Here is a 22352-nt window from a genome sequence, read left to right as displayed (position 1 = left end):
AATCCGAAAAGACCTCGTCCATCCCCGCAAGTCCTTGTTCTGACAGGGGCGGTCTACTGTGCATGGGGTTGTTTTCGCATTTTTGCTGGGAGGCAGCGTCTGGCGTAGCGCCCTCGATCCTCATCCTGAGGCCCGCCGACGGCGGGCGTCTCGAAGGATGGCCATTGCAGAAATCGCTCCATGCGATTGCTCTGCCGCGAGAGTTGAACAAGTCGCCGCGGCATCCGACTCGAGCCGAAGCCGTTCCTCTAGGAGCGCGCCTTGGCCGAATCTGCATCGGGCGCCGTCTTGGCCGCCGTTCGCAAGTTCTTCACGACGATTGCGATCAGCGGCAGCAGCGTCGGCACGATCGTGCTCAGCGGATGATGCACCGCGCCCGACACCTGGGCCTGGAGCGCACGTGCCTCGAGCTGGAGCGCTTCGATGGACGCGTCATGAATTTCGTTGGCGAGCTCGATATCGCGGCCCGACGGAGGCCGGCCGGCGATCAGGAAGAGAGCGGCCGCGATGGCGAAATTGACGGCGCCGAGGATGGCCGCCGCGGCGATCGCGCTCCAGATCTGCACCAGCGCGAAATAGGCCGACAGCTCCAGCATCAGCAGTCCGAACGCGGCGATCAGCGCCGCGAAGGCGCGCAGGCCGAGGCCGATCAGCAGATGGCGCAGCCTGATGTCGGCGATGATCCTGTCGGTGCGCCACAGCACGCGCAGATGTTTGACGACGTTCTCGGTGTTCACCTAGTGTCTCCTCAGCATGAAGCCGACGACCACGCCCAGCGCGAAGGCGGAGGCGAGCGAGGTAATCGGGCGCTCCGCAACGAGGCCCTGGAGCTTCTCCCCCTCCTGTTCGACGGTCTCGCCGAGCGCAGCCCTGATCTGATCGGCGAGCGCTTCGGTGCGAGCTTTCGAGCTCTCGAACATCTCCTCGCCGGCGGTGCTCAACAGGCGCGTGACGTCGACCTTCAGCGTTCGCAACTCTTCGCTCATCCTGTTGGCGTCGAACATGGATCTGGCACCCTCATTGAATTGAAACGAGCCTAAGACCCCGCGCAGCGATCGCGCTTGATTTGCGTCAAGAGGCGGGGGTGTCTTGAGACAGGTCAAGCCGGCCGCCACATGCTGGCCTAGAAGTACCGGCTGGATGGGGACCGATTGTCCCGATGAGGTGGAAAGCGTGGACCACGAACCGCTGCTACGCGCGACGCCGTCGGGCGATGTGCTGAAATTGCGTCCTGAAGGGCGCTGGACCGCCGCGAACGTGGTGAGGCTCGAGACTTTGTCCCGCTCGGTCGGGGCCGACGTCGATCGTTCGCGCGCCGTAACCCTGGACATGTCGGGCATCAGCGCGCTCGATACGCTCGGCGCCTGGGTCCTGGAGAAGTTGTCGCGCAGGGTGTCGTCGTCAGGTAGGTCGGCCGAGTTCGTCGGCGTCGCCGATCATTTCAGCGGGCTGATGGACGAGGTGCGCCAGGTCAACCGCCGCACGCCGGCTCCGGCGGCCGCGCCCAATCCGGTCCTGGCGCGGCTGGGCGATCTCGGCAAGTCCACGGTCGGGGCGCGGGAGGACGTCACGGTCTTTCTCCAGATGCTCGGCGCCCTGTTCATGGCCGTCATCGGCGTGCTGCGCCGGCCGCGTTCGCTGCGGCTGACCTCGCTGGTATATCAGCTCTACCGCATCGGATGGCAGGCGATCCCCATCGTCACGCTGATTACGTTTTTGATCGGCGCCATCATCGCACAGCAGGGCTTTTTCCACTTCCGCAGGTTCGGCGCGGAATCGTATACGGTCGACATGGTCGGCATCCTGGTGCTGCGCGAGCTCGGCGTGCTGATCGTCGCCATCATGGTCGCAGGGCGGTCGGGAAGCGCCTACACCGCCGAGCTCGGCTCGATGAAGATGCGCGAGGAGATCGACGCGCTTTCCACCATGGGGCTCGATCCGGTCGACGTCCTGATCCTGCCGCGCGTTGCGGCCTTGGTCATTGCGCTGCCCATCCTCACTTTCATCGGATCGATCGCCGCGCTCTACGGCGGCGGGCTCGTCGCGCAGTTCTACGGCGACATGGGGCCGGCGATCTACATCGCACGCCTGCATGAGGCCATTTCTGTCACCCATTTCGAGGTCGGCATCCTGAAGGCGCCGTTCATGGCGCTGGTGATCGGGATCGTGGCCTGCAGCGAGGGATTGCGCGTCAAGGGCAGCGCGGAGTCGCTGGGGCGGCAGACCACGACGTCAGTGGTGAAATCGATCTTCCTGGTGATCGTGCTCGACGGCCTGTTCGCGATCTTCTTTGCCTCGATCGGAATGTGACGATGGAAGAATCGCAAGACCAGTTCGCGATCCGCGTCCGCGATCTCGTGGTCGGTTTCGGTCGCCAGACCGTGCTCGACCATCTGTCGCTCGACGTCCGCCGCGGCGAGATCCTCGGGCTGGTGGGTGCCTCCGGCGGCGGCAAGTCGGTTCTGATGCGGACCATCATCGGCCTCATCCCGCGCCGGAGCGGGACCATCGAGGTCATGGGACAACCCGGCGGAGGCCACGGCCGCGGCGCCGCGATGGCCTGGGGCATCCTGTTCCAGCAGGGCGCGCTGTTCTCCTCGCTGACGGTGCGCCAGAACGTCCAGTTTCCCTTGCGCGAAAATCTCGTCCTGTCGCAGGAGCTGATGGATGAGATCGCGATCGCCAAGCTCGAGATGGTCGGCCTGCGTGCGGAGGACGCCGACAAATATCCGGCGGAGCTGTCCGGCGGCATGACCAAGCGCGTGGCGCTGGCGCGCGCGCTCGCGCTCGATCCGCCGATCCTGTTCCTGGACGAGCCGACCTCGGGCCTCGACCCCATCGCCGCCGGCGAGTTCGACGCGTTGATCAAGACGCTGCAAAAGACCCTGGAGCTCACGGTGTTCATGGTGACCCACGACCTTGCGAGCCTGACCACGGTCTGCGATCGCGTCGCCGCGCTCGCCGACGGCAAGATCGTGGCGATCGGCCCGATGCGCGAATTGCTGCAATCCGAGCATCCCTGGGTGCGCGCCTATTTCCACGGCAAGCGCTCGCAGATGCTGCAACACGAGATGAGATGAGAGATGGAAACCCGCGCTCCCTATGTGCTGATCGGCAGTTTCGTGCTGGTCGCGATCGTCGCAGTGTTCGGCTTCGTCTATTGGCTGAACAACACCGGCGGCATCGGCCCGCGCACGAACTATCACGTGCAATTCCAGGGACCGGTGCCCGGCCTCCTCGTCGGCGCGGGCGTGCTGTTCAACGGCATTCGGGTCGGAGAGGTCACCCAGCTCGGACTCGCGCCTGAAAACCCGCGCTTCGTCAATGCCACGATCTCCGTTGCAACCGCGACGCCGGTGCGTGCCGACACCAAGGTCGGTCTCGAATTCCAGGGCCTGACCGGCGTTCCCGTGGTGACGTTGGAGGGCGGCGTGATAATCGCGAAGTCCGGCGAGCTGCCGACTTTGATCGCGGAGGCCGGCGCAGGCCAGAGCATGACGCAGGCGGCGCGCGATGCGCTGCGGCGGGTCGACACGGTGCTTCAGGACAATTCCGGCCCGCTGAAGGACACCATTGCCAATTTCAAGACCTTCTCCGACGGGCTCGCGCGCAACACCGGCAAGATCGACGGCATCCTGGCGGGCCTCGAGAAGATGACCGGCGGCGGCACGCCCGCGCCGAAGGTCACCTACGACCTGCGGACGCCGCAAAATCCCGGGCCGGCCGGCAAGACGCTGTCGGCGTCGCTGGCCATCCCAGAGCCGACGGCAGTGGCAATGCTGCAGACCCAGCGCATGCTGTTCGCGCCGGCCGGGGACAGGCCGGGCTTTGCGGAGTTCCTCTGGGCTGACAGCATTCCGAAACTGGTGCAGGCGCGCCTGATCGACAGTTTCGAGAACTACGACATCGCCCACGCCCCGCTGCGCACGACGGATCTCGGCGCGGCGGACTACCAGCTCCTGCTCGACATCCGGCGCTTTCGGATCGCGACGGATGGGGAGGCTCGGGCCGAAATCGGACTGTCGGCGCGGATCGTCGACAAGAATGGCAAGGTGATCGCATCGCGGCTCATCGAGGCCAGCGAAAAGCTCGACAAGGTCGAACCGGCCGCTTCTGTCGCCGCCTTCGATGTCGCCTTCGCGCGCATCGCCAAGGAGCTGATCGGATGGACCGTGCAGGCGGTGTGAGGGGCGACTATTCCAGCGTCTTCAGATAGGATAGCAGGTCGTGGATCTGGTCCGGGCTGAGCGCGAAGGCCGGCATGTCGGCATGTCCGGTGGAGATCCCCTCGGCCAGCGCCTCGCCAAGGCTGTTGATCGGATAGCGCCGATGCAGGTTGCGTAGGGGAGGCGCGATCTCCAGCGGGCTCTTGGAGGCGCGGTCGATCGCGTGACAGCGTGCGCAATTTGCTCGGGCGAAAGCCTTGCCGCGTTGTTGGGCGGCCGGGGCCGCGAGCGCAGGCGTGATCAGAAGCAGCCCAATCAGGCCGTGACGCAGTGCGCTTTGCAGCATGGAATCATCCCGTCGAACCGTGGACGCAGAATAAGAGCGGGATGCCAGCCAAATTTGATCTGGGTCAATCGGCTGCGGCACGGTGCAGTAAAATGCAGCCGCGCGGTGGACTCGGCCTGACGTCGGGAGCGGCCGGCGTGGGGAGCGATGGATGAAGCCTTCCGTGGTCACGAGTGAGCCGAACGGACATCATTGCGACGATTGTGCCGTGCGTGGAGCGGCGGTCTGCTCGTCGCTCGATGCAGCCGAACTCCGGGAGTTCGAGCATCTCGGCCGCCGCGTCCATTTCGATTCGGGCGAGACCGTGTTTTCCGAGGAGGACATCACGACCTCGTTCTACAACGTCCTCGAAGGCGTCATGCGGCTGTACAAGCTGCTGCCTGACGGCCGGCGGCAGATCGTCGGCTTTGCCTTGCCCGGTGACTTCCTCGGGATGAATCTGTCCGGCCGGCACAATTTTTCGGCCGATGCGATCGGCGTGGTGAAAGTGTGCCAATTCCCTAAAGGGCCTTTCGGCCGTTTCATCGAAGACCGGCCGCAATTGCTCAGGCGCATCAACGAGCTGGCCATTCGCGAGTTGAGCCAGGCTCGCGACCACATGGTTCTGCTCGGCCGCCGCTCGGCCGACGAGAAGGTCGCGACCTTTCTGCTCGGCTGGCGTGAGCGGCTGGTCGCGCTCAAGGGTCCGTCCGACATGGTCGCGCTTCCGATGAGCCGTCAGGACATCGCCGATTATCTCGGCCTGACCATCGAGACCGTCAGCCGCACCTTTACCAAGCTTGAGCGTCACGGCGTGATCGAGATCATTCACGGCGGAATCAGCCTGCTCGATCCGGCCCGTGTCGAGGCTATGGCCGCAGCCTGACCTCATCTCCGGGACTCTCTCGGCAATTTGATCCCGATCAATGACGGCGGCCATGCCCCGCAAAATAACGCCGGAGAGAAATCCGGGAGGGGATGATGCCTGCTGACGCGTTGCTGGTGATCGTTGTCGTTGTCGCGATCTTTGTCGTGTTCGCCGCAGTTCTGGCCTGGGCTGACCGGCAAACCAGGGCGGGCCGGCTCGATCCGGATTCCAGGCACTGAAGCCTTCTGCAGGTCCAAGTCCAAGTCCAAGTCCAGGTTTAGGTCCGAGTCCGGCGCGCCAGGGTCGATGTTCGCCCAGGCGGGCGCTGGCCCTCGGCAGCGTCTCGACGCAATCGCAGTTTGCGTAATCCGCAACTCTGCGTCGAAGAAGACGCATCGCCGCAGCTTTTGGCTGCTGACTTCCTCGTTACCGGCCTTTTCGTGGCATTTGCCTCAAATCGCGCGCGTGCTTTCCGGTTGAAATGCCTGGTAACGTTGACTACGCAGGAACCCAGTGCCTCGTAGTCTTAGGAGCCCCGCGGCGTGCCTCAGGACAAGACCGGCGATCCCCGACAACCGGCGGGCAACAAACTATCGGTCCTGCGCAAGCACCCGATCTTCGCGGATCTGGAGCCGGAAGCGCTCGATCAACTCTGCCGCTACGCCAAGCACACCACCGTCAAGCGTGGGGCGACGATCGCGGCCAAGGGCGATCCCGGCAACAATCTCTTCGCGGTGATCGCGGGAACAGTCAAGATTTCCTCCTCATCGCCTGATGGGCGGAACGCCATTCTCAATCTCATCGGCCCGGGAGAAATCTTCGGCGAGATCGCCGTGCTCGACGGCGCGCCCAGGTCGGCGGATGCGACCGCCAACACCAATTGCGAGCTCTACGTCATCGATCGCCGGGACTTCCTGCCGTTCGTGAAGAGCCAGCCGGCGCTGGCGATGAAGTTCATCGAGCTGCTGTGCGCGCGCCTGCGCTGGACCAGTCAGCAGGTCGAGCAGGTGATCCTGCAGAATCTGCCGGGCCGGCTTGCCAGTGCGCTGCTCGGTCTCACCGAAGAGCGCAAGCTGGCTTCCGGCAGCGGCACGCTCGCCATCACGCAGCAGGAGATCAGCGAGATGGTCGGGATGACGCGCGAGAGCATCAACAAGCAATTGCGCGCCTGGGCCGGCCGCAACTGGGTCCGCCTCGAGCACGGCGCCATCGTCGTGCTCGATACGGACGCGCTGCGCGAGCTCGCCGAGAGCGGCCTCGGCGGCGAGTGACGCCGTCGGCCTAATCGTCGATGATGGCGACCGCGCAGGTCCAGCCCGCGGAGGCCCGCTCGATCTTTGGAGGCGTCAAGTCACGGGCCCAGCGACGTCGAGCCAGCCCGCCATACCCACCCATAGTGCGAATTGCGCCAGAGATCGATCGATGCAAGTCTTGCATCGATCGATGCCGGATTTGGCTTGGACAGAGAATGCCGCCCGCCCTAGGGACGACATTGGCGCTTGACTTCACACCTGAAGCGGAGCGACCCAAGGCGGCCTGCAGCCGGGCCGACAACGATATAATCAATCCAATCAACCCAGGAGGAAGCCCACATGAAGACGCTCACCGGTATCATCACAGCCGTTGCACTGGCGGTCTCAGCACCCCTGGCCACTGCACGCGATTTCCGCTCGGCTGACGTTCACCCCGCCGATTATCCGACCGTCGAGGCGGTCAAGTTCATGGGCCAGCAACTCGCGGCGGCGAGCGGCGGCAAGCTTGGCGTGAAGGTGTTTCCGAACGGCGCCCTGGGTTCGGAGAAGGACACGATCGAGCAACTCAAGATCGGCGCGCTCGACATGATGCGGATCAACGCATCGCCGCTGAACAATTTCGTGCCCGAGACCATCGCCTTGTGCCTGCCCTTCGTCTTCAGGGACACGCAGCACATGCGCACCGTCCTCGACGGTCCGATCGGCGATGAGATCCTGGCAGCCATGGAGCCCGCGGGCCTGGTCGGCCTTGCCTATTACGACAGCGGCGCGCGCTCGGTCTATACCGTCAAGGGACCGGTCAAATCGCTGGCCGATCTGAAGGGCCTGAAGATCCGCGTCCAGCAATCCGACCTGTGGGTCGGCATGATCCAGAGCTTGGGGGCCAACCCGACGCCGATGCCCTATGGCGAGGTCTACACCGCGCTCAAGACCGGCCTCGTCGACGCTGCCGAGAACAACTGGCCGTCCTACGAATCCTCCCGTCACTTCGAAGCCGCCAAGTTCTACAACATCACCGAGCACTCCCTCGCGCCCGAAGTTCTCGTGATCTCGAAAAAGGTCTGGGACACGCTGAGCAAGGAGGACCAGGCGATGGTCCGCAAGGCCGCCAAGGAATCGGTGCCCGTCATGCGCAAGCTCTGGGACGCGCGCGAGCAGGCCGCCCGCAAGACCGTCGAAGCCGCTGGCGTTCAGGTCGTCACGATCGGCAACAAGGCGGAGTTCGTGGATGCGATGAAGCCGGTGTACCAGAAGTTCGCCGGTGGCGAGAAGCTGCAGAGCCTCGTCAAGCGTATCCAGGACACCAAGTAAGACAATACGGGAATCGGGTCCGGCGTCGCCGCCAGGCGGCACCGGATGCCGTGAGGAGGCGCGGGATGACAGACCCACACGTCGCAAGTCACGAGCAGGGGGCCGTAGCAGCACGCCCGTCCACCGGCTTGCTGTCGCGGGTCAATGCCCCCATCGCGCGCATTGGCATGTACCTTTCGGTCACCGGCCTGCTCGTCATCGTCGCCATCGTCTTCTACCAGGTGTTCGGACGTTACGTGCTCAACTCCAGCCCGACCTGGACGGAGAACCTGGCGCTGGTCCTGATCCTCTATGTCACGCTGATCGGCGCCGCCGTCGGCGTACGCGATGCCGGGCATATCGGCATGGACAGCCTGCTGGTCATGCTCCCCGATCACGCGCGGGAGAAGATCGAGATCGTGATCCACGTTCTGGTCGCCGTGTTCGGCCTCGCCATGGCCTATAACGGCTGGATCCTCGGCGCGTCGGTCGGCACCGTGAAGATCCCCAATCTCGGCCTGCCCGAGGTGATCCGCTACGTGCCGCTGTTCGCCTCCGGCATCCTGATCGTTTCGTTTTCCATCGAGCACATCATTGCTCTCCTGCGCGGCGAAGAGGTCGTCCCCTCATGGAACTGATCATCCTCGGCGCCACCTTCTTCGGCTTTTTGATCCTCGGCGTACCGGTCGCCTTCGCGATCGGCCTGGCGGCCATCTGCACCATCCTCTACGAAGGCCTGCCGGTCGCCGTCATCTTCCAGCAGATGATGTCGGGGATGAACATCTTCTCCTTCCTCGCAATTCCGTTCTTCGTCTTCAGCGGTGAGCTGATGCTGCATGGCGGCGTGGCCGACAAGATCGTGCAGCTCGCCAAGAATCTCGTCGGGCACATCCGCGGCGGGCTCGGCATGTCGAACGTGGTCGCCTGCACGCTGTTCGGCGGCGTCTCCGGCTCGCCCGTGGCCGACGTGTCGGCGATGGGCGCGGTGATGATCCCGATGATGAAGAAGGAGGGATACGATACCGACTACGCCGTCAACGTCACCACCCATGCCTCGCTCGTGGGCGCCTTGATGCCGACCAGCCACAACATGATCATCTATGCGCTGGCGGCCGGCGGCAAGGTCTCGATCGGCGCGCTCATTGCGGCCGGCCTGCTGCCGGCGCTGGTGCTGATGGTCTGCATGCTGGTTGCCGCCTACGCGGTCGCGGTGAAGCGCGGCTATCCCGCCGGCAAGTTCCCGGGCTGGGCCGAGGTGGTCCGCTCGCTGGCGGCGGCGCTGCCGGGGCTTCTGATCGTCGGCATCATCCTGGCCGGCATCCTGTCCGGCGTCTTCACGGCAACCGAATCGGCGGCCATCGCCGTCACCTACTCGATCCTGCTGACGTTCTTCATCTACCGCACCATGACCTGGGGCAACTTCCTGCGCGCCGCGGCCAAGGCGGTGAAGACGACGGGAGTGGTGCTGCTGCTGATCGGCGTCTCCACCATGTTCCAGTACCTGATGGGACTTTACGAAGTGGCGGATCTCGCCGGCGCGATGATGAACAAGTTGTCGACGCAGCCCTGGGTGATCTTCCTGCTCATCAACATCATCCTGTTCGTGCTCGGCACGTTCATGGACATGGCGGCCACCATCCTGATCTGCACCCCGATCTTCCTGCCGATCGCGATGAAGGCGGGCATGGACCCGGTGCAGTTCGGCATGCTGATGCTGATCAATTGCGCCCTCGGGCTCAATACGCCGCCGGTCGGAACGACGCAATTCGTCGGCTGCGCCATCGGCGGCATCTCGGTCGGTGCGGTGATGCGCACCATCCTGCCGTTCTATGCTGCGCTCATCGCAGCACTGATGTTCGTGACCTACGTCCCTGCATTCTCGTTGTGGCTGCCGCGCCTCTTGATGGGCTACAAGGGCTAGCAGCACCAGGGAGACATTGTCAGTGACGGACTATCGCAAGCTCTTCGATCTCACCGGCAAGACTGCGGTCGTTCTCGGCGCCGCATCCGGCATCGGCAAATCGTCGGCCGAAGCGCTTGCCGGTCTCGGTGCGCGGGTCGTCTGCGCCGATCGTGCGCTCGACGCAGCGGAGGCGACCGCCGCCGGCATTCGCGACAAGGGCGGCTGGGCGGAAGCAGCTGATTGCGACGCCGCAAGCGCCGCGGACGTCAACGCGCTCGCCCAAACCGTGATGCAGAAGTTCCCGCGGCTCGACATCGCCGTGACGACGCCCGGGCTCAACATCCGCAAGACCATCCTCGACTACACCGAGGAGGATCTCGACCGCGTCCTCAACCTTAACGTCAAGGGCACGGTCTGGTTCTTCCAGGCCTTCGGCCGCATCATGGTCGCGCAGAGGGGCGGCAGCATCATCGCCTGCTCCTCGGTCCGCGCGGTGACCATCGAGCCGGGCCTCGGCGTCTACGGTTCGACCAAAGCGGCGATCGGCCTCCTGGTGAAGGGCTTTGCCTCCGAGGTCGGCCACGCCGGCGTGCGCGTCAACGCGATCGCCCCGAGCATTGCCGAGACCGCGCTGACCGGCCCGTTCAAGCAGCGCCCCGACATCTACAATCTCTACGCCGGCCACACCGTGTTCAACCGCTGGAGCAGCGCCGACGAGGTCGCGACCGCCGTCGCCTATCTCGCCTCGGATGCCGCAAGCTATGTCAGCGGCAGCACGCTGTTCGTCGACGGCGGCTGGACTGCCGTCGACGGCCCGCCGACCGGTCTCACCCAGTTGCACAAATAGCAAAGGTTGTAGCTCGGGTTGCGCTTGCACGTCGGGCGGCTTACTGGCCGAGCCTCCTTCGCAACCGCAGCAGGAAGCTCCGGCGCGCGCGGCTTGAGCAAATCGCATGGGGCTTGCCGGATAAATGCGCTCGGCTGGCCGGTATTTTGGTGTTACGAACTGGGACATGAACCAGCACGCCAAGATCAGCCCGAAGATCGAGATCCGCCATTCGACCTGTCCGCATGATTGCCCCTCGGCCTGCGCCCTCGATGTCGAGGTGGTCGAAGGCCGCAGCATCGGCCGCGTCCGCGGTTCGAAGAAGCAGACCTACACCGCCGGCGTCGTCTGCGCCAAGGTCGCCCGCTATGCCGAGCGCATCCATCATCCCGAGCGGCTGATCTATCCGCTGCGCCGCACCGGCCCCAAGGGTTCAGGTCAGTTCGCGCGGATCTCCTGGGACGAGGCGCTGGACGAGATCGGCCACCGCTTCAACCAGGCGGAGCGCGAGTTCGGCGCGGAATCGATCTGGCCCTATTACTACGCGGGCACGATGGGCCTCGTGATGCGCGACGGGCTCAACCGCCTCACCCATGTGAAGAAATATTCGCGCTTCTACCAGACCATCTGCGCCAATGTCGCGCGCATCGGCTTTGCGATCGGCACCGGCAAGATCGCCGGCGTCGACCCGCGCGAGATGGCGCTGTCCGATCTCGTCGTGATCTGGGGCACCAATCCCGTCAATACCCAGGTCAACGTGATGACGCACGCCTCGCGCGCCCGCAAGGAGCGCGGCGCGAAAATCGCGGCGATCGACATCTACGACAACGAGACCATGAAGCAGGCCGACATCAGGATCATCCTGCGGCCCGGCACCGACGGCGCCTTCGCCTGCGGCGTCATGCATGTCCTGTTCCGCGACTTCTATGCCGACCGCGCCTACATGGACAAGTACACCGATTGCCCGGCCGAGCTCGAGGCACATCTGAAGTCGCGCACGCCGGAATGGGCCTCGGCCATTTGCGGCGTCCCGGTGTCGGAGATCGAGGCCTTCGCCAAGGCTGTCGGCGAGACCAAGCGGACCTTCTTCCGTCTTGGCTATGGTTTCACCCGCTCGCGCAACGGCGCGACGCAGATGCATGCGGCGCTGTGCATTCCCGCGGTGACCGGCGCCTGGCAGTATGAAGGCGGCGGCGCCTTCTTCAACAATTACGCGCTGTGGCACTTCAACGAATCCATCATCGAAGGCCACGACGCCATCGACAAGACCACCCGCGCGCTCGACCAGTCGCAGATCGGACGCATCCTCACCGGCGATGCCGAAGCTCTGCAGGGCAAGGGCCCGGTCAAGGCGTTGCTGATCCAGAACACCAACCCCATGACGGTGGCGCCGGAGCAGGCGCTGGTCCGGCAGGGCTTTGCGCGCGAGGATCTGTTCGTGGCGGTGCACGAGCAGTTCATGACCGAGACGGCGCAGATGGCCGACATCGTGCTGCCGGCGACCATGTTCATGGAGCATGACGACCTCTATTACGGCGGCGGCCATCAGCACATCTCGGTCGGGCCAAAGCTGATCGACCCGCCGGGCGAATGCCGCTCCAACCACGAGGTGTTGCAGGCGCTGGCGCCGCGGCTGGGCGCCAGGCATCCGGGCTTCGAGATGAGCCCGCGCGAATTGATCGACGCCACGCTGAAGCTGAGCAATCACGGCGACATCGCCGGCCTCGAAGCCGACATCTGGCGCGACCTGCAGCCGGATTTCCGCACGTCGCATTATCTCGACGGCTTCGCTCACGCCGACGGCAAGTTCCATTTTAAAGCCGATTGGGCGCACCCGCCGTTCGGGCAGACGATGGGCGATTTCGACAAAATGCCTGATCTGCCGGACCATTGGGCGGTGATCGAGCACGCCGACCGGGCCCACCCGTTCCGGCTCGCGACCAGTCCCTCGCGCAGCTTCCTCAACACCACCTTCAACGAGACGCCGTCCTCGCAGGCGCGCGAGGGCCGGGCCAGCGTGATGATCCACCCGCTCGACGCCGCCGCGCTCGGCATCGCCGATGGCGATGCGGTGACGCTCGGCAACGGCCGCGGCGAGACCACGCTGATCGCGACGCTGTTCGAGGGCGTGCGGCGCGGTGTCCTGATCGCCGAATCCGTCCATCCCAACAGCAACCATATCGGCGGCCGTGGCATCAACGTGCTGACCGGCGCGGACACCATCGCGCCGATCGGCGGCGCGGCGTTCCACGATAATAAGGTCTGGATCAGGAAGGCCGCCTCAGCTCAAGGCGTGCACTCCGTAACGCCGTAGCCTGCGAATTCCTTCGCAATGTTCGGGTTCATCGACTTCGCCTGCGCGATATCGGTGACGCCGTCGCCGCCGCTTCTGCGCGCAGCGATACCGCGGCCGAACAGCGAGGACGAGGAGCGCGGGTTGCGCTGGATCGCGTCGGTATAATCCTTGATTGCCTCACCATTGCGCCCGAGCTTGAGGTTGACGAGCCCGCGGCTGTCGAGTGCATCGCTCAAGCCCGGGTTGATCTGGAGCGCCAGATTGCAGTCGGCGAGCGCGCCTTGCGGGTCGCCCGTCGCAGCCCGGCTCCAGCAGCGGTTGTTCAGGGCTTCCGCGTCCTTGGGCGCGCGGCGGAGCACTGCGTCGAAATCCTGTATCGCGAGCGCATAGGCGCGCTTGATCGCGTAGACCTGGCCGCGTTTGTAGCGCGAGGTGACATCGTTGGCGTTGGCGGTGATCTTGCGGCTGAGATCGGCGATGACGGGATCTCGTGCCAGTTCGTCCGCATTCGGGGCGGGCTCCGCCTGCGGTACCTCGCAGACCGGCTTTTGCGGCTCGGGTGTCTGCACCTGTGGCTTGGCCGCGTCGTCCCGCGGCCGCGTCGCCGGGCTTGCGAGCGAGAACTCGGTCGTCAGCGAGGAGGACAGCCAGGGCACCTGTTCGCGGTTGGTGGCGGCAACCACGCCGTTCTTGGTGTTGGTCAGGGCCTGTTCGGCGCTGATGTTCGGCGCGCGCATTTCGCGCAGCAGCTCGGCGACAAACAGGCTGCGATCGGTCTTGCCGGTCGCCGTGACCGCGCCGAGCGCGGCGGAGTAGAGCACCAGCGTATTGCTCGGTGCGATCGCCGGTGCCAGGCCGGCCGAATAGCGGCGGAAGCGCCGCTCGAACGGGTTGCGGCGGGAAGCGTCGATCAGCGCGATCTTGATGGCGGCACCGCGCGTGTTCATCTCGGCGAGGATGGCGTCGAGGCCGAAGCCGTCGCGCGAGACGTCCGGCTCGGTCCAGATCTGGGCATCGACCGGCAGCAGATAGGTCTGACGGTTGGACTGGATGGCAAAGCCGTCGAAGAAGATCAGCGCCACCGCGCCGCGCTCGATGCGGTCGTAGAAGCGGCCCAGCACCTGCCGCATGGCATCGCCGGTGAGATTGCTCTGCCTGTCGACGACGAAGCCGCCGCGCTTCAATTCCTCGGCGACGTCCTGGGCATCGTTGGCGACCTCGCTCAGGACGAACTCATTGTCGGGATATTTCGCGTTGCCGATCACCAGCGCGATCTTCGCGGTGTCGGCCGCATGGCATGCGGCACCGCCGCTCAGCACGACCAATCCTGCCAGCAACAACATCAATGCGGCGCGCATGAAATGGCTCATCGGTGATCAAATCTCCGGTCAGGATAACGCGCGCAAGCCCCAGTTCAATCGCGAAGCGAAGTTGCGCCCACACGCTATGGTGAGGCGACCCTGCAGATTGCCCTTGCGCGCGCCGCCGGTCCTGCCGCAAATGGCTGCAAAACCGGACCAAGCGAGCGAGCATGTCATGACCGACACCACAGCCGTCATCACCGAGAAGCGCGGGCAGGCGTTCTGGATCACCATCAACCGGCCGGAGAAACGCAACGCGCTGAACGGCGAGGTCATCGCCGGGATCACAAGAGCCTATCGCGACGCGCATGAGGACAAGGACGTCCGCGTCATCGTGCTGACGGGCGCGGGCGACAAGGCGTTCTGCGCGGGCGCCGACTTGCAGAATTCCGGCGCGGCTTTCGCGATGGATCATTCCAAACCAAATGTCGACTATGCCGATCTGTTACGTTTGTCACAGAACGCCACCAAGCCCGCGATTGCGCGCCTCAATGGCGTCTGCATGGCCGGCGGCATGGGCCTTCTGTGCATGACCGACATGGCGGTTGCGGCCGATCACGTCGTCTTTGGCCTGCCGGAGGTGAAGGTCGGCGTGTTCCCGATGCAGGTGCTGAGCCTGCTCCAGCGCATCGCTCCGCCCCGTCTCGTCAACGAATGGGCGCTTACGGGCGAGCCGTTCGACGCCAGGGCCGCGCAGGCCGCGGGGCTGCTCAACTACTTCGTGCCCGCCGCCGAGTTAGATGCCAAGGTCGACTGGCTGATCGGCCGCATCGTCGACAAATCCCCGACCGCGATCCGCCGCGGCAAATACGCCATGCGCGCGATCGCCTCGATGTCGTTCGACGAGAGCATCGCCTACACCGAAAGCCAGATCGCGCTGCTCGCGATGACCGAGGACGCCAAGGAAGGGTTGAAGGCGTTCAGCGAGAAGAGGAAGCCGGTCTGGACGGGGAGGTGAGGAGGCAGGGGCACTGCTCTCTGCTGTCATTCCGGGGCGCGCCATTTGGCGCGAGCCCGGAATCCATTTGTCGATATGATCTGCTGCACGACGGATTCCGGGCTCGCGCTGCGCGCGCCCCCTGAATGACGATCTCACCCCGCGTTCGCCTTCAGCCCCGCCGCTTGGATCCCCGCCACCGCGCAGGCCTCGTCATTGTCGGACGTATCGCCGGAGACGCCGACCGCGCCGAGCAGGGTCGCGCCGTCCATGATCAACACGCCACCGGGGACCGGCACCAGTGCGCCCTTGGCGATCGTGTTCACGGCATCGACGAAATAGGCCTGCTCCTGCGCGCGCTGGAACAAAGCGCGCGAGCCCATGCCCATGGCGAGCGCGCCATAGGCCTTGCCATGCGCGATCTCGGCGCGCATCAGGCTGGTGCCGTCCTGCGCCGCCGCGAGCTTGAGCACGCCGCGCGCGTCCAGGATGGTGACGACCAGCGGCTTCAGCTTCAGCTCGCCGGCCTTCGCGAAGGCTGCGTCGAGGATTTTTCGGGCGGTGTCGAGGGTGAGGTCAGCCATGGCTGGTTTCCTTTGCAGCTGGAGAGGTGGCGTTGGATTTGGCGCGATCGAGGCTCATGGCCAGCACGCGCGCGACGTGAAGCGCTTCGCGCTGGGTGCCGTCGTGGATCTGGTGCCGGCAGGAGGTGCCATCGGCGACGACTAGCGTATCCGGGTCCGCGCGCCGCACGGCCGGCAGCAGCGACAGCTCGGCCATCTCGATCGACGCATCGTAGGTGTCCGCGCCATAGCCGAACGCGCCAGCCATGCCGCAGCAGCTCGACTCGATGGTCTCGACCTTCAGCCCCGGGACGAGGCGCAGCACCTGCTCGACCGGCTTGAAGGCGCCGAAGGATTTTTGATGGCAATGGCCATGCACCACGGCCTTGTCGGCGACGATGCCGAGCGGCAGTTGCAGCCTTCCGGCCTCGGCCTCGCGCACCAGAAACTCCTCGAAGGTCAGCGCGTGGGCGCCGATCGCCTTGGCCTCGTCGTCCTTGCGCAGTGAAGCGAGCTCGTCGCGCAGCGTCAGGAGGCAGCTCGGCTCGAGGCCGACGATCGGCACGCCGCGCGCCGCGTATGGCGCGAAGGCCGAGACCAGCCGGTCGAGCTCGACCTTGGCTTCGTCAACGAGGCCGGCTGACAGGAATGTGCGGCCGCAGCACAGCGGACGGCTGCCGCTCGCAAGTTTTGGCAGATGCACGCGATAGCCGCCGGCCGTGAGCACGCGCAGAGCGGCGTCCAGATTCTCGCGCTCATAGATGCAGTTGAAGGTATCGGCGAACAGCACGACCTCGCGGCCGGTCTCCGGGCCGATGCTTTCGGCGGGCGGCACGAACACATCGCGGCGGAAGGCGGGGAGGGTCCGGCGTGCGCTGATGCCGGCGAAGCGCTCGAACAGCCTTCGCAGCAGCGGGCTGCTGTTTCGCAAATTCGCCAGCGGCGCGAAGCGCGAAGCAAGGCCGGCATAGCGCGGCAGATATCCGACGAGCCGGTCGCGCAGCGTCAGGCCGTGAGAAGCGGCGCGCGCGGCCAGCACCTCGATCTTCATCTTGGCCATGTCGACGCCAGTCGGACATTCATGGCGGCAGGCCTTGCAGGAGACGCAGAGTTTGAGCGTCTCCATCATCTCGTCGGAAGAGAGCGCATCCGGGCCGAGCTGGCCGGAGATCGCAAGCCGCAGCGTATTGGCGCGGCCGCGGGTAACGTCCTTCTCGTTGCGCGTGGCGCGATAGGACGGGCACATCACGCCGCCCTCCAGCTTGCGGCAGGCGCCGTTGTTGTTGCACATCTCGACTGCGCCCTGGAAGCCGCTGCCGGCGCCGGGATAAGCGGACCAGTCGAGCTTCGTCTTCAGCTCGCCGACCCGATAGTCCGGCTTGAAGCGGAACAGCGAGCGGTCGTCCATCCTGGGCGCATCGACGATCTTGCCGGGATTGAGCACGCCGGCGGGATCGAAGCGCTGCTTCACCTCCCTGAAGTCGGCGACGAGGCGCTCGCCGAACATGGCCTCGTGGAATTCGGAGCGCACCAGCCCGTCGCCGTGCTCGCCGGAATGCGAGCCCTTGTACTCGCGCACTAGGGCGAAGGCCTCTTCGGCGATGGCGCGCATGGCCTTGACGTCCTTCTCCAGCTTCAGGTTCAGAACGGGGCGCACATGCAGGCAGCCTTCCGAGGCGTGCGCATACATCGTGCCGCTGGTGCCGTGCTTGGCGAACACTTCGTTCAGCCGTGCGGTGTAGTCGGCGAGGTGCGGCAGCGGCACGGCGCAGTCCTCGACGAAGGAGACCGGCTTGCCCTCCTGCTTCATCGACATCATCACGTTGAGGCCGGCCGCGCGGAAATCGGCGATGCCGCTCTGCAGCGCCGGCTCGGTGATCTCGACCACGCCGCCCCATTTACGCGTGTCGTTGTTCCAGCCGAAGCCGAGATCGCCCATCAACTCGCCGAGCTGCTTGAGGCGCACCAGATTGTCCGACTGGTCTTCTTCGGCGAATTCGACCACCAGCACGGCGTCGGGATCGCCCTTGATCGCCGCGGAGATGACGGGTGCGAACATCGCGATGTCGCGGCCGAGCGCGATCATGGTGCGGTCGACCAGCTCGACAGCGATCGGCTTGAGCTTGACGAGGTGCTGGGCCGCGTCCATCGCCTCGTAGAAGCTGCCGAAATGGCAGACGCCGAGCGCCCTGTTGCGGATCACGGGCCACAGCTTCAGCTCGACCTTGGTGGTGAAGGCGAGCGTGCCTTCCGAGCCGACCAAGAGATGCGCCATGTTGTTCGGCGCATTGCGTGGCACCAGCGCATCGAGATTGTAGCCTCCGACGCGGCGCTGCACCTTCGGGAAGCGCGCGGCGATCTCGTCGGCCTCGCGGGCGCCGAGGTCGAGCATGTCGCGGAACAGGGCGCGGGTGCTGTCGCCGGCCTCGAGGTCGGAGAGATCGCGCGCGACCTCGCCGAAACGGCTCAGCGTGCCGTCGGCGAGTGAGGCCTCCATCGACAGCGTGTTGTCGCGCATGGTGCCGTAGCGCAGGCTGCGGCCGCCGCAGGAATTGTTGCCAGCCATGCCGCCGATGGTGGCGCGGGAGGCCGTGGAGACGTCAACCGGAAACCACAGGCCGTGCTTTTTGAGCTGACGGTTGAGGTCGTCGAGCACGATGCCGGGCTCGACCACGCAGGTGCGGCCTTCGACGTCGAGCGACAGGATCCGGTTGAGGTGCTTGGACAGATCGATCACGAGGCCGTCATTGACGGTCTGGCCGCATTGCGAGGTGCCGCCGCCGCGCGGGGTGACCTTCAGCCCCTCGTCGCGCGCGATCGCCAGCGCCCGCAGGGCCTCGTCCATGGTCTTGGGGACGACCACGCCTGATGGCATGATCTGGTAGAACGAGGCGTCGGTGGCGTAGCGGCCGCGGCTGAAGCCGTCGAACAGCACGTCGCCGGTCAATTCCGACCGCAGGCGCCGTTCGAGCGAGGAGGCGTTCGTCATCCCTGATTCCGGACTGACCCGGCCAGGCTCAGCCTTGCTGGGATATTCATTGTGGTTCCTGACCGACTATATTGCGAATGCAAAATGGGCAAGCCGGGCGCCCCTCAAGGCGATGCCGGCGCGCCCTCTTGGGGCTCGGTCAGGTGCTCGATCGCTGCCGTCCGTTTGTTGCGCAGATGCTGGAACAGGATGTCGCTAAGCTCGCTCCCGGCGCGGCGGCGCAATGCATCGAGAATGGCCTCGTGCTCACGCATGGCTTCCGCCCAGCGCTGCCGCTTGCGGGCGAAATTGGCGGAGTAGCGGACGCGTCGGATCCGGCCGGCGAAATTGGCGTAGGCGATCTTCAGCGTCTCGTTGCGCGCGGCCGCGACGATGCTCTCGTGGATGCGCTGGTTGGCCTGGAAATAGCCGTGCATGTCGCGATGCAGGTAATGGCCGTACATCTCGTAGTGCAGCTGCTCGATCGCCGTGATTTCCGCATCCGTTATGGCTTCGCAGGCGAGGCGCCCTGCCAGGCTTTCCAGGCCTGCCATGACGTCGAACAGTTCCTCGATATCGCGCTGGCTGAGCTGGCGCACCCGTGCGCCGCGGTTGGGCAATAGCTCGATCAGGCCCTCGGCGGCGAGCACCTTGAGCGCCTCGCGCAATGGCGTGCGGGAGATGCCGAGCATCTCGCAAAGCTGCCGCTCGGGAACGCGCGCGCCTTCCGGAATATTGCCTTCGACCACGTAGTCGCGCAGCCGCAGCAGGATCTCGCCATGCAGCGAGGCCTCCTGCCGGTCGCCATTGCCGGCGAGCGGGGTGATCGGAACCCCGGTGTCGGGAATCGTGGATTTCATTTGCAGCACAATAATTTGCCCGATTGGTCGCGTCGACGCTCAAATCGAATACCAGATTTCAATTGAAGGGACAAAGAATGAATGCAAAATAGCCGATGGAGCCTGCATCACCCGCCGGAAAGGAGCTTCACATGCCTCAGGGACGCCATTTCCTACAGATTCCGGGCCCGAGCCCGATCCCCGAGCGCGTCCTGCGCGCGATGGACATGCCCGTCATCGACCACCGCAGCGCCGAATTCGGCGAGCTCGGCCGGACGGTACTCGAAGGCAGCCAGCAGATCTTCCAGACCAAGGGGCCGGTCGTGATCTTCCCTTCATCCGGGACCGGCGCCTGGGAAGCCGCGATCGTCAACACGCTGTCGCCGGGCGACAAGGTGCTGATGGTCGAGACCGGCCACTTCGCCACGATGTGGCGGCAGATGGCCGCCCGCTTGGGCATCGAGGTCGATTTCGTCCCGGGCGACTGGCGCCGCGGCGCCGATCCCACGGTGATCGAGGCCAAGCTCTCCGAAGACGCCGCGCGCACCATCAAGGCGGTGATGGTCGTGCACAACGAGACCTCGACCGGCGCGACCAGCCGCATCGCCGAGATCCGCGCCGCGATCGACCGCGCCTCGCATCCGGCACTCTTGATGGTCGACACCATCTCCTCGCTCGGCTCGGTCGACTATCGTCACGACGCGTGGAAGGTCGATGTCAGCGTCAGCTGCTCGCAGAAGGGTTTCATGCTGCCGCCCGGCCTCGGCTTCAACGCGATCTCGGACAAGGCCTTGGCTGCGTCCAGAACCAACAAGATGCCGCGTTCCTATTTCGACTGGGAGGAGATGCTCAAGCCCAACGCTAAGGGCTTCTTCCCCTATACGCCCGCGACCAATCTGCTCTACGGCCTGCGCGAGGCGATCGCGATGCTGCTCGAGGAGGGGCTCGACAATGTTTTTGCGCGGCATCAGCGCTTGGCGGCCGCGACGCGGGCCGCGGTCAACCATTGGGGTCTCGAAGTGCTGTGCCAGGAGCCTTCGGAGTTCTCGCCGGTGCTCACGGCCGTGCTGATGCCTCCGGGGCATGATGCCGATCAGTTCCGGAAAGTCGTGCTCGACAATTACAACATGTCGCTCGGCTCGGGCCTGTCGAAGGTCGCCGGCAAGGTCTTCCGCATCGGCCATCTCGGCGAATGCAACGCGCTGACGCTGCTCGGCGCGCTCACCGGCGTCGAGATGGGCTTGTCGGTGGCCGGCGTGCCGCACCGCTCCGGCGGTGTGGATGTCGCGATGAAGCTGCTGGAGCAGCGCCCGCAGGGCAATGCCGCGCAGCATCTGAAGATCGTCGGCACGTAAAGGTCGGCACGCAAAGGTGGTCGCGACGGAGCGGCCGAGGGCAGGCCGGCCCGCTATGCACGAACGGCCCTTTGGAGGAGAGGACAAGCCGGTCAAATGGTGCTATTCGGCGCCACCAAACCAAGGCAAGACCGGGAAGGACGCCGATGACCGTGCATACTGGAAGGCATTTCTTACAGATTCCAGGACCGACCAATGTGCCCGATCGGGTGCTGCGGGCGATGGATATGCCGACGCTGGACCATCGCGGTCCGGAGTTCGCCGAGCTCGGTTATGCCGTGCTTGCCGCAATGCAGCGCGTATTCCGCACCAAGCAGCCCGTGATCATCTTCCCCTCGTCCGGTACCGGCGCCTGGGAAGCGGCGATGGTCAACGTTTTCGCGCCCGGCGACAAGGTCTTGATGTGCGAGACCGGCCAGTTCGCCGTGCTGTGGCGCGGCATCGCCGACAAGTTCAAGCTCGATGTCGACTTCATCCCGAGCGACTGGCGCCATGGCGCCGACCTTGCGGAGATCGAGAAGCGCCTTGCCGCCGACAAGCAGCACGCCATCAAGGCGGTCTGCGTCGTGCACAACGAGACCTCGACCGGCTGCGTGACGCCGCCGCTGGAGGTGCGCAAGATCCTCGACCGCACCAAGCATCCGGCGCTGCTGATGGTCGACACCATCTCCGGGCTCGGCTCGATGGAATATGAGCACGACGCCTGGGGCATCGACGTCTCGGTCGCCGGCTCGCAGAAGGGCCTGATGCTGCCGCCGGGCCTCGGCTTCAACGCCGTCTCGGAGAAGGCGCTCGCGGTCGCCAAAGCCAACCCCGGCATGCGCTCCTACTGGGACTGGCAGGAGGTGATCAGCTTCAACAAGCTCGGCACCTTCCCCTACACGCCCGCAACGAACCTGCTCTACGGCCTGCGCGAGGCGGTGAAGATGCTGGAGGAGGAGGGGCTGGAGAACGTCTGGACCCGCCACAAGCGCCACAGCGCCGCGACGCGTGCTGCGGTCAAGGTCTGGGGCCTCGAGACGCAATGTGCTGATCCCGCCGCGCATTCGCCGGCGCTGACCGGCGTGCGCGTGCCCGAGGGCTTTGATGCCGACGCCTTCCGCAAGGTGGTGCTGGAGAACTTCGACATGTCGCTCGGCACCGGCCTGAACAAGGTCAAGGGCAAGGTGTTCCGCATCGGCCATATCGGCCATTTCAACGATCTGATGCTGATGGGCACGCTCGCCGGCGTCGAGATGGGCCTCGATCTCGCAAAGATCCCGCACCGGAGCGGCGGCGTATTGGCGGCCATGGACGTCCTCAAGGGACGCGACGTTGTGCCGATGACCAAGGCTCAAGTTGCCTGAGGCTCAGGTTGCCTGAGGGCGGCCTGACTGAACTGTAGTGAAGGAAGTGAGCGCGC

The 22352-nt window shown here is 65.2% G+C and carries 21 protein-coding genes; 14 read left to right on the top strand and 7 right to left on the bottom strand.

Features of this window, described 5'->3' with window-relative positions:
* Positions 1-248: 248 nt before the first annotated feature.
* On the bottom strand, positions 249-737 hold the full coding sequence (locus ACVWYQ_RS11430) for a phage holin family protein (protein ID WP_404539466.1): 489 nt from the start codon (positions 735-737) through the stop codon (positions 249-251).
* Positions 738-1004 (bottom strand): hypothetical protein, encoded by a 267-nt coding sequence (locus ACVWYQ_RS11425; protein ID WP_404539468.1) that lies wholly within the window; start codon positions 1002-1004, stop codon positions 738-740. It lies immediately after the preceding gene.
* A gap of 169 nt (positions 1005-1173) precedes the next feature.
* Here ACVWYQ_RS11425 and ACVWYQ_RS11420 point away from each other — a divergent pair, with 169 nt between their 5' ends.
* The 3 genes from ACVWYQ_RS11420 to ACVWYQ_RS11410 are packed head-to-tail and all read left to right on the top strand — an operon-like array spanning position 1174 to position 4187.
* Entirely contained in the window at positions 1174-2310 is a 1137-nt protein-coding gene (locus tag ACVWYQ_RS11420) for an MlaE family ABC transporter permease (RefSeq protein WP_404539471.1), read from the top strand.
* A gap of 2 nt (positions 2311-2312) precedes the next feature.
* Positions 2313-3080 (top strand): ABC transporter ATP-binding protein, encoded by a 768-nt coding sequence (locus ACVWYQ_RS11415; protein ID WP_036029007.1) that lies wholly within the window; start codon positions 2313-2315, stop codon positions 3078-3080.
* A gap of 3 nt (positions 3081-3083) precedes the next feature.
* Positions 3084-4187, top strand: a complete 1104-nt coding sequence (locus ACVWYQ_RS11410) for an ABC-type transport auxiliary lipoprotein family protein (protein ID WP_404539474.1) — start codon at positions 3084-3086, stop codon at positions 4185-4187.
* A 7-nt stretch (positions 4188-4194) separates the two neighbouring features.
* On the opposite strand, the gene ACVWYQ_RS11405 is transcribed toward ACVWYQ_RS11410, so the two are convergent.
* A complete protein-coding gene (locus ACVWYQ_RS11405) occupies positions 4195-4512 on the bottom strand; it encodes a c-type cytochrome (protein ID WP_404539476.1) in 318 nt (105 codons plus the stop codon).
* Between the two features lie 151 nt (positions 4513-4663).
* Between ACVWYQ_RS11405 and ACVWYQ_RS11400 the strand changes: the two genes are divergently transcribed.
* The 8 genes from ACVWYQ_RS11400 to ACVWYQ_RS11365 all read left to right on the top strand — a co-directional run bounded on the left by ACVWYQ_RS11400 (position 4664) and on the right by ACVWYQ_RS11365 (position 12945).
* Complete coding sequence (locus ACVWYQ_RS11400) at positions 4664-5377, top strand: helix-turn-helix domain-containing protein (protein ID WP_404539479.1); 714 nt, start codon at positions 4664-4666, stop codon at positions 5375-5377.
* 95 nt (positions 5378-5472) lie between these two features.
* Complete coding sequence (locus ACVWYQ_RS11395; RefSeq protein ID WP_404539482.1) at positions 5473-5598, top strand: hypothetical protein; 126 nt, start codon at positions 5473-5475, stop codon at positions 5596-5598.
* 303 nt (positions 5599-5901) lie between these two features.
* Positions 5902-6630 (top strand): Crp/Fnr family transcriptional regulator, encoded by a 729-nt coding sequence (locus ACVWYQ_RS11390; protein WP_271537244.1) that lies wholly within the window; start codon positions 5902-5904, stop codon positions 6628-6630.
* A 321-nt stretch (positions 6631-6951) separates the two neighbouring features.
* Complete coding sequence (locus tag ACVWYQ_RS11385) at positions 6952-7923, top strand: TRAP transporter substrate-binding protein (RefSeq protein ID WP_275511422.1); 972 nt, start codon at positions 6952-6954, stop codon at positions 7921-7923.
* A gap of 65 nt (positions 7924-7988) precedes the next feature.
* Entirely contained in the window at positions 7989-8540 is a 552-nt protein-coding gene (locus ACVWYQ_RS11380; protein ID WP_275511421.1) for a TRAP transporter small permease, read from the top strand.
* Positions 8531-9823, top strand: a complete 1293-nt coding sequence (locus ACVWYQ_RS11375) for a TRAP transporter large permease (RefSeq protein WP_404650976.1) — start codon at positions 8531-8533, stop codon at positions 9821-9823. Before ACVWYQ_RS11380 ends, ACVWYQ_RS11375 begins: the two co-directional genes overlap by 10 nt.
* A gap of 22 nt (positions 9824-9845) precedes the next feature.
* Entirely contained in the window at positions 9846-10652 is an 807-nt protein-coding gene (locus tag ACVWYQ_RS11370) for an SDR family NAD(P)-dependent oxidoreductase (protein WP_404539487.1), read from the top strand.
* Between the two features lie 166 nt (positions 10653-10818).
* Positions 10819-12945 (top strand): molybdopterin oxidoreductase family protein, encoded by a 2127-nt coding sequence (locus ACVWYQ_RS11365; RefSeq protein ID WP_404539490.1) that lies wholly within the window; start codon positions 10819-10821, stop codon positions 12943-12945.
* Here ACVWYQ_RS11365 and ACVWYQ_RS11360 read toward each other — a convergent pair.
* Positions 12918-14297 carry a caspase family protein gene (locus ACVWYQ_RS11360; RefSeq protein WP_456725616.1) on the bottom strand — a complete coding sequence of 460 codons (1380 nt, stop codon included), beginning with the start codon at positions 14295-14297 and terminating at the stop codon, positions 12918-12920. The two genes, ACVWYQ_RS11365 and ACVWYQ_RS11360, sit on opposite strands and share 28 nt — an antisense overlap.
* A gap of 166 nt (positions 14298-14463) precedes the next feature.
* Here ACVWYQ_RS11360 and ACVWYQ_RS11355 point away from each other — a divergent pair, with 166 nt between their 5' ends.
* On the top strand, positions 14464-15246 hold the full coding sequence (locus ACVWYQ_RS11355) for an enoyl-CoA hydratase/isomerase family protein (protein WP_404539494.1): 783 nt from the start codon (positions 14464-14466) through the stop codon (positions 15244-15246).
* Between the two features lie 134 nt (positions 15247-15380).
* Here the strand turns inward: ACVWYQ_RS11355 and ACVWYQ_RS11350 are convergent, their stop codons facing one another.
* From ACVWYQ_RS11350 to ACVWYQ_RS11340, 3 genes are all read right to left on the bottom strand, one after another.
* Positions 15381-15809, bottom strand: a complete 429-nt coding sequence (locus ACVWYQ_RS11350; protein WP_157285577.1) for a GlcG/HbpS family heme-binding protein — start codon at positions 15807-15809, stop codon at positions 15381-15383.
* Positions 15802-18777: an FAD-binding and (Fe-S)-binding domain-containing protein gene (locus tag ACVWYQ_RS11345; RefSeq protein ID WP_404539497.1), complete on the bottom strand. Its 2976-nt coding sequence runs from the start codon at positions 18775-18777 to the stop codon at positions 15802-15804. The genes ACVWYQ_RS11350 and ACVWYQ_RS11345 overlap by 8 nt, the downstream gene beginning before the upstream one ends.
* 104 nt (positions 18778-18881) lie before the next feature.
* The gene (locus ACVWYQ_RS11340) at positions 18882-19616 is read right to left on the bottom strand and encodes a GntR family transcriptional regulator (protein WP_404539500.1); all 735 of its coding nucleotides are present in this window, start codon (positions 19614-19616) and stop codon (positions 18882-18884) included.
* 131 nt (positions 19617-19747) lie between these two features.
* On the opposite strand from ACVWYQ_RS11340, the gene ACVWYQ_RS11335 reads away from it, so the two are divergent.
* Positions 19748-20950 carry a pyridoxal-phosphate-dependent aminotransferase family protein gene (locus ACVWYQ_RS11335; RefSeq protein ID WP_404539503.1) on the top strand — a complete coding sequence of 401 codons (1203 nt, stop codon included), beginning with the start codon at positions 19748-19750 and terminating at the stop codon, positions 20948-20950.
* A gap of 146 nt (positions 20951-21096) precedes the next feature.
* Positions 21097-22296, top strand: a complete 1200-nt coding sequence (locus ACVWYQ_RS11330; RefSeq protein WP_404539506.1) for a pyridoxal-phosphate-dependent aminotransferase family protein — start codon at positions 21097-21099, stop codon at positions 22294-22296.
* Positions 22297-22352: the final 56 nt, after the last annotated feature.

Source organism: Bradyrhizobium sp. USDA 3397 (assembly GCF_054060965.1).
Note: the sequence above shows the minus strand (reverse complement) of the source record. Positions and strands in the feature narration are given on the sequence as shown.

Coding starts and splice junctions, on each gene's coding strand:
- ACVWYQ_RS11335 (WP_404539503.1), top strand. CDS start 19,748: ATGCCTCAGGGACGCCATTTCCTACAGATTCCGGGCCCGAGCCCGATC.
- ACVWYQ_RS11355 (WP_404539494.1), top strand. CDS start 14,464: ATGACCGACACCACAGCCGTCATCACCGAGAAGCGCGGGCAGGCGTTC.
- ACVWYQ_RS11375 (WP_404650976.1), top strand. CDS start 8,531: ATGGAACTGATCATCCTCGGCGCCACCTTCTTCGGCTTTTTGATCCTC.
- ACVWYQ_RS11360 (WP_456725616.1), bottom strand. CDS start 14,297: ATGAGCCATTTCATGCGCGCCGCATTGATGTTGTTGCTGGCAGGATTG.
- ACVWYQ_RS11410 (WP_404539474.1), top strand. CDS start 3,084: ATGGAAACCCGCGCTCCCTATGTGCTGATCGGCAGTTTCGTGCTGGTC.
- ACVWYQ_RS11345 (WP_404539497.1), bottom strand. CDS start 18,777: ATGACGAACGCCTCCTCGCTCGAACGGCGCCTGCGGTCGGAATTGACC.
- ACVWYQ_RS11340 (WP_404539500.1), bottom strand. CDS start 19,616: ATGAAATCCACGATTCCCGACACCGGGGTTCCGATCACCCCGCTCGCC.
- ACVWYQ_RS11385 (WP_275511422.1), top strand. CDS start 6,952: ATGAAGACGCTCACCGGTATCATCACAGCCGTTGCACTGGCGGTCTCA.
- ACVWYQ_RS11395 (WP_404539482.1), top strand. CDS start 5,473: ATGCCTGCTGACGCGTTGCTGGTGATCGTTGTCGTTGTCGCGATCTTT.
- ACVWYQ_RS11380 (WP_275511421.1), top strand. CDS start 7,989: ATGACAGACCCACACGTCGCAAGTCACGAGCAGGGGGCCGTAGCAGCA.
- ACVWYQ_RS11425 (WP_404539468.1), bottom strand. CDS start 1,004: ATGTTCGACGCCAACAGGATGAGCGAAGAGTTGCGAACGCTGAAGGTC.
- ACVWYQ_RS11330 (WP_404539506.1), top strand. CDS start 21,097: ATGACCGTGCATACTGGAAGGCATTTCTTACAGATTCCAGGACCGACC.
- ACVWYQ_RS11415 (WP_036029007.1), top strand. CDS start 2,313: ATGGAAGAATCGCAAGACCAGTTCGCGATCCGCGTCCGCGATCTCGTG.
- ACVWYQ_RS11405 (WP_404539476.1), bottom strand. CDS start 4,512: ATGCTGCAAAGCGCACTGCGTCACGGCCTGATTGGGCTGCTTCTGATC.
- ACVWYQ_RS11350 (WP_157285577.1), bottom strand. CDS start 15,809: ATGGCTGACCTCACCCTCGACACCGCCCGAAAAATCCTCGACGCAGCC.
- ACVWYQ_RS11400 (WP_404539479.1), top strand. CDS start 4,664: ATGAAGCCTTCCGTGGTCACGAGTGAGCCGAACGGACATCATTGCGAC.
- ACVWYQ_RS11365 (WP_404539490.1), top strand. CDS start 10,819: ATGAACCAGCACGCCAAGATCAGCCCGAAGATCGAGATCCGCCATTCG.